The organism is Neobacillus sp. SRL179 (assembly GCF_984799095.1).
Window position 1 is genome coordinate 2,153,736 of sequence record NZ_OZ481792.1, and the last position, 12,169, is coordinate 2,165,904.

Genomic DNA, 12,169 nt, shown 5'->3' on the forward strand with positions numbered 1-12,169 from the left:
GAAAATGGCACTCATTGCTTAATGAGTGCCACTTGCTTGTTAAACTGATAAAGTATTATCCTTAGCAGCAGTTGTATTTGGGTCATCTTTCATTCTTCTAAAAATTGTTGCAAGAATTGGCCCGGAAATGTTGTGCCATACACTGAAAATCGCACTTGGTACAGCTGCCAATGGAGAGAAGTGCGCCGTTGCAATAGCTGCACCTAATCCAGAGTTTTGCATGCCTACCTCAATTGCCACAGCTTTTTTCTTGGAGAGGTCCATTTTAAAGATTTTTCCAAAAATATAGCCAAGCATATAACCAAGACAGTTATGAAGAACAACAACAGCGAAAATAAGTAAACCTGTTTTAGCAATGGCTGCTTGGTTAGCGGAAACAACCGCTGCAACAATGGCAACAATCGCAATAATCGATACAAGTGGAAGCACCTTTACACTGGCTTGTGCTTGTTTATTAAATAACTTCTTCACCACTAGTCCAAGGACAATAGGAATTATGACGATTTTAACAATTGAGATGAATAGGCTGCCTGGATCAACCGGAATCCATTCACTGGCAAGTAATAAAATAAGTGCAGGTGTAACGATTGGTGCAAGAATGGTTGTAACCGATGTAATCGTAACGCTTAATGCAACATCTCCTTTTGCAAGGAAGGTCATAACGTTTGAAGAAGTACCCCCGGGACAGCATCCTACTAAAATAACCCCAACAGCAATTTCAGCGGGCAAGTTTAAGCCTTTTGCAAGCAAAAAAGCAATTCCTGGCATGATGATAAATTGGCCGACAACGCCGATGGCTACATCCTTAGGACGTTTGAAAACCTCTTTAAAGTCACCTCCAGATAATGTTAAGCCCATACCAAACATAACAATTCCTAATAAAAGTGATATATGGGGGGCTATCCAAGTAAATGTTGGTGGGGAAACAAATGCAAGGACCGCAAAGATTAGCACCCAGATGGCAAAGGTATTGCCGACAAACTGACTAACACGTTCTAAAGTTTTCATTTTTTACACCCCTATTAATCTTTCATTCGTAATGCTAAGTATTATAGAATATTATTTCAATAAACACAATAGTGAGAATATTATTTTTTTTGAAAAATAATTCTTTTTTACTCGAACGCGTTAATTTTTTCAATAGATAAAGGATAAATGCTATTAAATGCGGACAACTCGCCCCTTAAATGCATTTTCCCAATACCCTTGTGTCATATCGGCAATCGCAACACCGGTGGAACTTTGAGAACCAATAAACTTTCCATCTCCAAGATAAATACCGACATGTCCATCTCGTTTATACGTATCAAAGAATACCAGATCTCCCGGCTGCATTTCACTTGGAGAAATCTGCCTGCCATCATTTTTAATGGAAGAAGTATTGCTGCCAATTTCTATGCCAGCTTGCGAGAATGCCCAATGGACAAAGCCCGAACAATCAAATCGTCCACGGGCAATATCCTGCGTAGTGCGGCCGCCGCCAAATGCATAAACAGAATTACCTATATACTTTTTGCCAGCATTTATAACCGTTTGAATGTAATCATCCCCAGCAGTGGAGACCGAGTTTATGGTTAATGGTGCACTTTTTTTAGTCTCTTCTTGTTTGAGTTGTTCTTCTATTTGCTTGATTTCAGCTTGCTGTTTTATAAGGTGGGCTTGCTTTAAATCAAACTCGCGTTTCACCTCAGCCATGTTTGTTAATTTGGTTTGTAAAGCGGTCTGTTTCTTAGTTAGTTCCTTTTGCTCGTCCTCCTGCTGCTCTATAAGTGTACGATCGGCTTCCGCTATGGCAGCGACGGCGCCTACTCGTTCCACAAAATCACTTAAACTCGTCGCACCAATAAGAACTTCGAGATAGGTAATATGTTTTTCACTTTGTTGGTAGGCGAGGGCACGATCTTTTAATACATTTGTCCGCTTATTAATGCTATCTTCTAAAAAATGAATCTCTCGTTCTATTGTTTCAACTTCTGATTTCATTTCATTAGCTTTGATCTCGGCCAGCTGGATTGCCTGACGATTTTCTTGGATTGCAAGAGATAATTGATGTAGTTGTTCTGTAAGGCTCAGCGAATACCCTTTAAGGTTTGGTACATCGGGCTCAACTGTTAAGGGCTTTACATGGCTGGTATCGGTTACTTGGTTGGAATTATGTATAGTACTAATCGATTCAGCTTGAACGGTATGTGTGGAAAAATTGACACCGGCGGCAAGAAGCAAGATTAACAAACTTAACAGGATAACAATTTTTTTAAACATGTCACACCTACTACTTTCTCTTTTTTTTTGGTTCCTTTTTTCTTAATATTCATAATATTTAATATATAGATAGTGTAACAAATCTTTCTATCAACTGTGTTATAAGAATATTACAATTCGATAACAGAGGTTTAAAGTCTTTAAATTAGGAGAATATATTATATTTGGAGCAAAAAGAGTGTTAAAGGACAAAACCCAAAGAGGGGAAGAGGAGACAGTCCAATAGAAGGGATCTATTGGACCAATCATGAGTGTGGAAAATGAAAATTGTCCAATAGAAGAGTTCTAAAGGACAAAACTTCATCGTGAATTAAGAAACTGTCTAATAGATAAGCTTTTTATTAAAAAACATGAGAGACCAAAAAGTGACCTCAATTGTCCATACCATGTTCCATCACCGTTTCACCAAGTAAAAGCACCTTCAGCTGCTCCGTAGGTAGTTGCTGTTTTTCCCATTCCCTTAATAAACGCTCTAAGGCCTCGGGACCCGTATCATCCGCTAAACGATAAGCACCATAATGCATAGGGACAAAATAGTTTGCACCAAGTTCAATAAATGCCTTCACGCTGTCTTCCGGAGAGATATGTGAAACAGCCATGAACCATTCTGGCTCATAGGCACCAATTGGCATAAACACGGTGTCGATAGTAAATCGATCCGCTATTTGTTTAAATCCGCTGAAGTAGCCGGTATCCCCAACGAAATAGAGTGTTTCTTGTGAAGTTTGAAAGATCCAGCCGCCCCAATGAGACGTATTCATATCTAATAACGATCTTCTTGTCCAATGTTGCGCGGGAACAAAATGAAGGGTTATGCCGTTATGTTCAACGCTTTCCCACCAATTCATTTCAGTTACCCTTTGATAACCTTTTCTGTTAAAAAGGGATTTCAACCCAATTGGTACAAAAAAATGGGGATTACCTTTTAATTTTTTCAAAGTGGGGAAGTCTAAATGATCGTAATGGCCATGAGAAATGACGACCAAATCAATCTCCGGCAAATCTTGTAAAGAAAGTCCGGGGTCTGTTAATCTTTTTTGAAAGCCCATTCGATTGGCCCAAACTGGGTCAGTTAAAATATTCACTCCATTAACCTGTAATAAAAAGGTAGAATGTCCAATCCATGTATAAGCTGTTTTGCTTCTGTTCTCAGCAATCTTGCTGACCATTTTAACCGGGGACTGTTCAATGTTAATGGATAAATCTTTGATTTTTTTTCTTCGCTCTTTTTGCCATTTTCGCATGTCCTTAATCGATTTTTTACTGGTTACATTATCTAAATTTGCATATCTTTTCATTATGGCTTCACCTTAATCTCTTAGGAACTTTTTAATATGTTGAGTATAGCAATAATCCACAAAGCCAGCAAAACTTTGATAAAAGGGTCAAATATAAGCATACTATTAAATATTGTAATAAAGCATTTTGTCCCTAACAAAATTGTTGCGTTTATTAAAATACGCTAACAATTTATTTTCGTCTGTAAGTTCGACAATATTTTAAGATAGGACTATTTATAATAATCATTATGATAACCTGTAAAAGTCTGTGAATGGAGGTTTCTATGGTGAGCGAACTACTTCAGGAAGCTATCCAGGAAAAAAGAAAACTAATAATTGATGAGTTAATTAAATCCGGTGTGTATAAAATCAAAAATAAGCATCTATATGAAATGACTTTATGTGAATTAGAAAAAGAAATGGAAGACACCGAAGAAAATGAAATGGCCAATTAAAAACGCAATCATATACACAAGGATGCCAGATTTACTGTTCAACATCATACTTAGAAGTAGGGAGGAGCCGCTCAGGCATTGAGTGGCTTCTTCTTTTGTCTCCTCGAATTTCTTTTAGAATCTTTTTTTCATCAGAGTAAATAATAACTCTGACATGACAAAATCTCGAGTATTGGAGAAAAGGATTAATGGAGAAAAAAAGAAAAGGGCTGTCAGCATGGCAGCTTACCATGATGGCTTTAGGCAGTGTAATCGGGGGCTCCTTTTTTCTTGGTTCGTCCGTTGCCATTCATGCAGCAGGGCCATCGATTTTATTGTCTTATATTTTAGCTGGAATACTGGTTTATATCATCCTTTATGCCTTATCAGAGATGACCGTTGCAAGTCCTTCAATGGGGTCATTTAGTAATTTCGCCGCCAGAGAGCTTGGTTCAGGTGCTGGTTTTGTAGTCGGCTGGTTGTATTGGACAGGAACAGTCTTATCAATGTCAAGTGAAGCTACCGCTATTTCTCTCTTGCTCCGAGAGTGGTTTCCTAACGTATCGATTGCCATTTTTGGAAGTTTCATTATCATTGCCGTGACGCTGTTAAATTTATTAGGGGCAGACAAACTTGGTAAGGTTGAAAGCGGTTTGTCTGGAGTAAAGATTTTCGCCATTCTTTTCTTTATCATCACCGCTCTGGTGCTAATATTTGGGGTACTCCCAGGAGCGGCTCCCATTGGGACAGGCGAGCTGGCGCGAGAGTCTATCATGCCAGGTGGAATAAAAGGGATTGCGGGAAGTATGTTACTTGTTGTGTTTGCTTATGCGGGGTTTGAAATCATTGGACTAGCAGCATCGGAAGCAGACAATCCACGAGAAACCATCCCTAAAGCCATTAAGTATACAGTGTTTTCTCTGGTAGGATTGTATATCGTCTATGCAGCTGTTTTGCTTCCACTCATTCCTACAGCGGCTCTGAATGAAACGGTTAGTCCGATGGTCGCTTCCCTTGATCGATGGGGGATCGGCTGGGCTGGGACTGCGATTAATTTAGTATTAATTTCGGCTATATTGTCAGCGATGCTGGCAGCTATATTCGGTCTTGGCAGAATGATTAGGTCGCTAACGGATGAGGGTCATGCCCCGAGCTGGTTGAAAGACACAAGGGATGTACCCTACAGGGGAATCTTATTTTCCGGTGTTGCCATGCTGCTAGGATTAGGTTTTGGCCTGTTGTTTCCTAGAGTATATTTAGTACTCATTAGTACGGGCGGATTTGCATTGATTTTTACCTATGCTATTATTATGGCCAGCCATATCCGCTTTCGTAAGAGGGAAGGCTGTCCTCCAGAAGGAATTTGCCAAATTCCCGGCTTTCCGTATACATCGTATATTGCATTAATCAGCTTGATTGTGGTTCTGGTGAGTATGCCGTTCATTCCAGGGCAGGGAACTGGCCTTATTGCAGGGATTGTGATGGTTGTGGCCTTCTCATCAATCTACTTTGCGATGGGGTTTCGGGCACGCTCCAAAACGAAGGTAATATCTAATCAAAGAGTTCATGCTAAGAAAGCACAACCAAAGTTACTAACAGAGTTCTCACAGGAACTGGATGGTACTAAGCCTGTGGATGACGAAGAAACATAATTCGATTAAAAAAGGTAAAGGCAGTTACCATCTATTTAGGAACTGCCTCATCTTTTTTAAAGGTGATTTGTAACATAATTAGTGGTGACCTCCAAACATGCGAATGGCTGCATTTATTATTAACCGTTTCATTCATCGCTGAATACGATAAATGGATGTAATCGTTCTGTCAATTGGAGGGGAAACAGTGAAAATCGATTATCATTATCTCTTCGGCATGCCTAGGAACATGGTTTGGAAATATCTAAAGGATGAAAAAGTCCTTAGAAATACTCTCCCCGGATGTACATCCTTTGTAGAAACAGCAAAAGGCCTATATTATGCCGAAATAAAGGCGTCTATAGGACCAATCCAGGATACCTTTATACTTGAAATCCAACTAGATGAAGCAAGAGCGCCTTCCAACTTTCAATTACATGTAAAGGGGAATGGTAATCTCGGAGAAATCATAGGAAAGGCGAAACTTTCGTTAACAGAGAAACAAGGAAAAACCCAATTAACTTGTCGGGCTGATATAGAAATGACAGGTGCATTGGCATTGGCAGGTCAGCCTATATTAGATTCCAGAGCTAACAAAGGGTTAGAGAATTTTTTTCAAAAATTTGAAATCGAAATTAAAAGAAGACTTTATCTAATTCAAAAGAAGCGCAGAGAACAAAGATAAGCAGGTGCGGCTCTCGTAAGCAGAGACCGTTTTTTTTTTATTATGGGACAAATGAGCTTTTAATTTAATCAATAAAAGACATTATCCAATATGTTTTAATATGGTACATTTACATATGAATATTTAGTTAATGGGGGATGAACAAGTGACATTCAAAAAAGCATTAAAGAGACTGGGATTATTTATTCTCCTTCTAGCTATATTTATATTTCTGAATAATACGTCTCTATTTACAACAGACAGGGCGAGGAGTCCATATTTGCTGGCCCACCGTGGAATGGGACAAACATTCACGATGGAAGGAATTGAGTGGGATACCTGTACAGCAGAGCGCATTTATGAACCAGAGCATCCATACTTAGAAAATACGCTTCCATCCATGGACGCTGCATTTGCTGCTGGGGCAGATATGGTTGAATTAGATATCAAACCGACAAAAGATGGTCAATTTGCTGTTTTTCATGATGGAACACTCGATTGCCGAACAAATTTAAAGGGTTCCACTAAAGATTTTACCATGGATGAGTTAAAAAAGGCTGATATTGGCTATGGATATACGGCAGATAACGGAAGAACGTTTCCCTTCCGTGGTAAAGGAGTGGGATTAATGCCTACTCTGGACGAGGTCTTAGCTCATTTTCAAGATGAATCGTTATTAATCCATATAAAAAGTAGTGATCCTTATGAGGGAACTATGTTGGCTTACTATCTTTCAAAGCTTCCAGAAAATCGCTTGAGTCATTTGACTGTCTATGGTGATGATCAACCGATAGAACCCTTTAAGGAACGGTTACCAGACCTAAGAGTAATGTCTATGACTACATTAAAAAGTTGTTTGCTTCCCTATATTGGCATTGGTTGGACAGGCTACATTCCAAAAGCTTGTGAGAACACTCAATTACATATTCCAGAGAAATATGCCCCTTACTTATGGGGCTGGCCCAATAAGTTTTTAAATCGAATGGATAAGGTAAATACCAGAGTGATTGTGGTTGCTGGGGATGGTAGTTGGTCCGAAGGCTTTGATTCTGTAGACGATCTAAAAAGACTGCCAGCCCATTATTCTGGTGGTCTTTGGACGAACCGGATTGATCGAATTGCTCCATACTTTACAAAAAATTCAAAAGTTCAAACAAAGGAATAAGTTTTAGTTTACATAATTAAATTATGTAAACTAAAAAACACTGCAATTTCAAATATGAAATTGCAGTGTTTTTTTCAGTCAATTAGAGAAAAAGTATTTTTTTACCTAAAAACATTTCTAACGGTATTGGTAAAGTTGTTCCAGACTCCATCTCTATTTCGTCCATTTTGGATATCAGTTGTATAGTTAGTCATTTGATTAAAGAAATTAGCATCGTAAGAAACATAAACATTGTGTATGTTTTTGTCAGTTTTACGAACTTGGTCTGCTATTCGTTGATCAAGAGAAGAGGAAACTTTTTTATAGCCAGTTGTTCCAGTTGTCCCAGTAGTTCCGGTTGTTCCAGTTCTTCCGGTTGTTCCAGTAGTTCCCGGTCTTCCAGTAGTTCCAGTAGTTCCAGTTGTCCCATTACTAGTTGTACCAGTAATATTTGTTGAATTGCCTCCATTTAAACCAGTATCACGAGTTCCTGTCATCCCATCATTGGTGCCACGCATAGTTCCATTATTATTAGCAGTTCCAGTGGTGTCAAAATAGTTGGTTGTTCCTGTTCTGCCTGTTGGATTGAGACCGGTTGTTCCTGGATAGTTCCCATTCATGCCAGTACCGGTAATATTAGCTGTTCCATTGTTAGTAGTTCCAGCCCCACGATTGGCAGTTCCTTTGTTATTTCGATTATTTTTTAATTTAACTCCGACATAGGCATCATTATTGCGAATGATGACATGAGCGAGATCGACTTCCTTTAGGTTTTCAACACTTTGACCGGCACGAGTCGATACGCGTAAGTTTCGATTTGAAACGTTATTTACATTCACTCCGTTGTTCACATTGTTCCGTACATTTCTTAAATGGGTGTTATCACGTGCATTGTTTCGTACATCTACACCCATATTTCCTCTATTAAGATCAGCTGCATTATTATTATTATTACCGTTACAGCCAGTTAACCCGATTAAAGTGGTTGCCAACACGAATGGTGCTAAACTTTTTTTCAACAAGTAAGTCACTCCCTAAAAGAAAATAGTCTTACACATATATGGTCACCCATATCGGCGAGAGTATTCGATGTGGAATGGAGGTAAAAATTGAGTTGACTGGAAAGATGTTTCCAAATAAAAAAAGAGTTCTGTAACCTATCCTATGTAAAAAAAGAGGGTTAAATAAAGTTGATTATTTTTTAAAATTGCAAACGATATGATACGATAAAATGGCAAACTTTTTTAAATAATCAAACGGGGGAAGACCAATCATGTACAGCTTTAAGAATGACTACAGTGAAGGCGCTCATCCAAGAATTTTGTCGGCATTGATGGAATCAAACTTGGTACAAGAGGAAGGATATGGGGAAGACCGGTACACGCTGCTAGCAATTGAGTTGTTAAAGGAAAAAATGGGGCAGCCAGATGTTGATATTCACCTTTTATCTGGAGGAACCCAAACGAATCTAACGGCCATTTCAGCCTTTCTAAGGCCGCATGAAGCAGCGATGGCAGCAAGTTCTGGTCACATATTAGGGCATGAGACGGGTGCGATTGAAGCAACAGGTCATAAGGTTTTATCCATCGAAACCCTAGATGGGAAACTAACACCAGAGCTTGTTCAAACAGTCCTTGATGGCCATCCGGATGAGCATATGGTAAAACCGAAGCTTGTATACATATCTAATTCAACTGAGATAGGGTCCATTTATAAAAAGAAAGAACTACAGGACTTAAGTGCTTTTTGCCGCGAAAACCATCTTCTTTTGTTTATGGACGGGGCAAGATTAGGATCAGCACTATGTTCGGAAGAAAATGACCTGACACTTCACGATCTTCCAGTCTTACTGGATGCTTTTTATATTGGCGGGACGAAAAATGGCGCACTCATCGGGGAAGCTTTAGTCCTTTGTAGTGATGCCCTTAAGGATGATTTTCGCTATCATATTAAGCAAAAAGGCGGTCTTCTTGCCAAAGGGAGATTGTTGGGAATACAGTTTTTAGAATTATTTAAGGATGATTTGTTTTTTGATTTGGCGGAGCATGCCAATAAAATGGCAAATAAACTAAGAACTGAATTAAGTAACGCCAATATTAAATTTGTCACCCATTCACCATCGAATCAACTTTTTCCGATTCTCCCTAATGCTGTCATCGCCGAACTGCAAAAGAATTACGCCTTCCTTATTTGGGAAAAAGTAGACACCGATCACTCGGCAATACGTCTCGTGACATCTTGGGCTACAAAAGAAGACAAGGTTGAGGGGTTTATTGAAGAAATGAAAAAGGTAATATAGTATAACAAAATAAATTAAAACTGATTTAACAGGAGGAAATGGATATGAACTATGTAACATTAAATAATGGATTAAAAATGCCGCAACTTGGTTTTGGTGTATGGCAGGTATCCGATGATCAAGCAGCTACAGCTGTTGCGACAGCACTTGAAGTAGGTTATCGTTCGATTGACACCGCCATGATTTATAAAAATGAAGCAGGTGTTGGAAAAGCAATTAAAGAATCCTCCGTTCCGCGTGAAGAGTTATTTATTACGACAAAGGTGTGGAATAGTGACCAGGGATATGAAAATACGTTGCGTGCCTTTGATGAAAGCTTACAAAGATTAGGTCTTGAGTATGTAGATTTATACTTGATTCATTGGCCTACACCTGAATTTGATCAATATGTTGATACATATAAAGCATTAGAAAAGCTATATAACGATGGGCGTGTTAAAGCGATTGGCGTATGTAATTTTGAAATTGAACATTTAGAACGGCTCTTAAAAGAATGTGAAGTCGTACCTGTGTTAAACCAAATTGAGTGTCATCCGTACCTTGCTCAAAACGAAATAAAAGAGTTTTGTGCTAAACATAATATTTTTGTGGAAGCATGGAGCCCTCTTGATCAGGGTGGAGAAGTACTTCAAGACGAAGTCATTCAAAAGCTTGCTAAGGACCATAGCAAAACGCCTGCCCAAACGGTCTTACGCTGGCATTTACAAAATAATACGATTGTCATCCCAAAATCTGTTACACCATCCAGAATTAAAGAAAACTTGGATGTGTTTGATTTCGAATTAACGACAGAGGAAATGAACCAAATTAATCAAATTAACCGGAATCGACGTAAAGGTTCCCATCCAAACACCATGAATGTTCGTTAAACACAGCCTAACAAGGAAGCCCATTCCAGCATAAAGGAATGGGCTTTTTATCTTGTAAGACCGTGAGATTCTGTAGAATTTAGTTAATTTACTCAGTGTTCTCTATCTTGAGCTAATTTTAGCTTTTCGATAACTATTGAAAACTTCTACAATGATGGACACAACACAACCCAACACGATGGCCCGCCAAACCCAGTGGATGACACTTGCTAAAGTAGGAGAATCAGCATTTACAGTATTAGATAGATAGGAAATGAAAGATGGATGAATTAATTGGGGATCACTTGCTATGAAGATAAATGTAATGGCACTTAGTACTCGGATGATGGTATTCACCGTGGCAAGCTTCATGTTCCATTGTGCAGCTGTCCATTTATAAATAGCCAAGCCAATTTCCAAAACCATAATACCTGCAATAATCGGCCAATAGGACAATAAGGTATCTTGCTGAAACACTGGCATCACAAATTGAAGTCCGCGGCCGTCGATTGATTGATACACGCCAGCTAGGTGGTCAGCATTGAAATAAATAATACCCCAAATGACTGTCCAAAGGAAACTAAAAATAATTTCTCCTTTAGATATTACTTTTTTTCTCGGGATGATTACGACCTTATTCAAATCATCTGGGGTCCAGTTTTCTTTTTTAACAGAAAGGGGCTGCTCTACTTTTGATAAACCTATCCTCTCGATAGCCACAAATACAATCGTGAACCAAAAGAACACTTGGATGAGAGTAGTGATCACTTTAGCAATCAAAAACCCAAAAGTATGAATAGCGACTGAAAGGATGGACTCTTCACCTGAAAAAGTCACAATACTTCCGATCGTATGAATGAGAAGGGTAATGAAAATCGCCCAAGGGATGACCATTTTCATGGTTCGAATATAAACATCGTATACTTTTGGACCAATTAAATACTTGGGTTTACCATGATAACTATCCGCTAGCACGGCCGGGTTGCCAAGTTTTGAAAGAGCCTCCTTCACATCCTCCTCCGAATAATGTTCTGGCAGCATATCCTCAATGGTTGATGTTAGCTCCATGGCAATATCTTTTCGTATTTTTTCAGGGAGCCTTTTTGTTACTTCATACACATAAATCTCAATCAGATTCAAGGTTCTCATCTCCTTTTAATAATGATTTAAGTTCCAGCGTCATCTTCTTCCATTCGTTTTTTAACTGCATGTAAGTCTCGGTTCCAAAGTTTGTTAATACGTAATACTTTCGTGGTCTACTTTCGGTTGTATCCCAATTGCTTGTCACGAGCTCTTGTTTCTCTAATCGGCGCAAGAGGGGATACAGCGTACTTTGTTCTATGGGTACCCCGGCTTCTTCAAGGAGCTGTACAAGTGAATAGCCGTATTGAGGGGTACGCAATTGGCTTAATACGGCAAGGGTAAGAGTTCCTCTCCTTAGTTCCGTCGCAAATGAATCCAACAAAGAACTCATGGTCAATCACCTCGTTTTCTTATACTGTATGTCGTACAGTAATAGGATATGAGTAATAGTGCAATATGTGTACTATTTGATGAAAAAAATATGGAGTGGGTCTATTTCTGCTCTTTTGGAAAATAGATATTAT

General features: G+C 38.9%; 12 protein-coding genes. 6 read left to right on the forward strand and 6 right to left on the reverse strand.

Going from position 1 to position 12,169, the window contains the following annotated elements:
- Positions 1-39: 39 nt before the first annotated feature.
- The 3 genes from AC4E8C_RS10660 to AC4E8C_RS10670 all read right to left on the reverse strand — a co-directional run bounded on the left by AC4E8C_RS10660 (position 40) and on the right by AC4E8C_RS10670 (position 3,560).
- Positions 40-1,008, reverse strand: coding sequence for a bile acid:sodium symporter family protein (locus AC4E8C_RS10660; RefSeq protein WP_490212081.1), 969 nt, complete (start codon positions 1,006-1,008; stop codon positions 40-42).
- A gap of 153 nt (positions 1,009-1,161) precedes the next feature.
- The gene (locus AC4E8C_RS10665) at positions 1,162-2,262 is read right to left on the reverse strand and encodes a C40 family peptidase (RefSeq protein WP_490212082.1); all 1,101 of its coding nucleotides are present in this window, start codon (positions 2,260-2,262) and stop codon (positions 1,162-1,164) included.
- Between the two features lie 371 nt (positions 2,263-2,633).
- The gene (locus AC4E8C_RS10670) at positions 2,634-3,560 is read right to left on the reverse strand and encodes an MBL fold metallo-hydrolase (RefSeq protein WP_490212083.1); all 927 of its coding nucleotides are present in this window, start codon (positions 3,558-3,560) and stop codon (positions 2,634-2,636) included.
- Positions 3,561-3,826: 266 nt separating this feature from the next.
- Here AC4E8C_RS10670 and AC4E8C_RS10675 point away from each other — a divergent pair, with 266 nt between their 5' ends.
- From AC4E8C_RS10675 to AC4E8C_RS10690, 4 genes are all read left to right on the forward strand, one after another.
- Entirely contained in the window at positions 3,827-3,997 is a 171-nt protein-coding gene (locus AC4E8C_RS10675) for a Fur-regulated basic protein FbpA (RefSeq protein ID WP_490212084.1), read from the forward strand.
- 188 nt (positions 3,998-4,185) lie between these two features.
- The gene (locus AC4E8C_RS10680; protein ID WP_490212085.1) at positions 4,186-5,628 is read left to right on the forward strand and encodes an amino acid permease; all 1,443 of its coding nucleotides are present in this window, start codon (positions 4,186-4,188) and stop codon (positions 5,626-5,628) included.
- 187 nt (positions 5,629-5,815) lie between these two features.
- On the forward strand, positions 5,816-6,292 hold the full coding sequence (locus AC4E8C_RS10685; RefSeq protein WP_490212086.1) for an SRPBCC domain-containing protein: 477 nt from the start codon (positions 5,816-5,818) through the stop codon (positions 6,290-6,292).
- Between the two features lie 145 nt (positions 6,293-6,437).
- Positions 6,438-7,436 (forward strand): glycerophosphodiester phosphodiesterase family protein, encoded by a 999-nt coding sequence (locus AC4E8C_RS10690; protein WP_490212087.1) that lies wholly within the window; start codon positions 6,438-6,440, stop codon positions 7,434-7,436.
- Between the two features lie 101 nt (positions 7,437-7,537).
- Here AC4E8C_RS10690 and AC4E8C_RS10695 read toward each other — a convergent pair whose 3' ends face one another.
- Positions 7,538-8,437 carry a YhcN/YlaJ family sporulation lipoprotein gene (locus AC4E8C_RS10695; protein WP_490212088.1) on the reverse strand — a complete coding sequence of 300 codons (900 nt, stop codon included), beginning with the start codon at positions 8,435-8,437 and terminating at the stop codon, positions 7,538-7,540.
- A 251-nt stretch (positions 8,438-8,688) separates the two neighbouring features.
- Here AC4E8C_RS10695 and AC4E8C_RS10700 point away from each other — a divergent pair, with 251 nt between their 5' ends.
- Both AC4E8C_RS10700 and AC4E8C_RS10705 read left to right on the forward strand, forming a co-directional pair.
- Positions 8,689-9,714: a threonine aldolase family protein gene (locus tag AC4E8C_RS10700; RefSeq protein ID WP_490212089.1), complete on the forward strand. Its 1,026-nt coding sequence runs from the start codon at positions 8,689-8,691 to the stop codon at positions 9,712-9,714.
- A 44-nt stretch (positions 9,715-9,758) separates the two neighbouring features.
- Positions 9,759-10,583, forward strand: coding sequence for an aldo/keto reductase (locus AC4E8C_RS10705; protein ID WP_490212090.1), 825 nt, complete (start codon positions 9,759-9,761; stop codon positions 10,581-10,583).
- A 102-nt stretch (positions 10,584-10,685) separates the two neighbouring features.
- Here AC4E8C_RS10705 and AC4E8C_RS10710 read toward each other — a convergent pair whose 3' ends face one another.
- A complete protein-coding gene (locus tag AC4E8C_RS10710) occupies positions 10,686-11,702 on the reverse strand; it encodes an HAAS signaling domain-containing protein (protein WP_490212091.1) in 1,017 nt (338 codons plus the stop codon).
- The gene (locus tag AC4E8C_RS10715; protein ID WP_490212092.1) at positions 11,689-12,036 is read right to left on the reverse strand and encodes a PadR family transcriptional regulator; all 348 of its coding nucleotides are present in this window, start codon (positions 12,034-12,036) and stop codon (positions 11,689-11,691) included. Before AC4E8C_RS10715 ends, AC4E8C_RS10710 begins: the two co-directional genes overlap by 14 nt.
- Between the last annotated feature and the right edge of the window lie 133 nt (positions 12,037-12,169).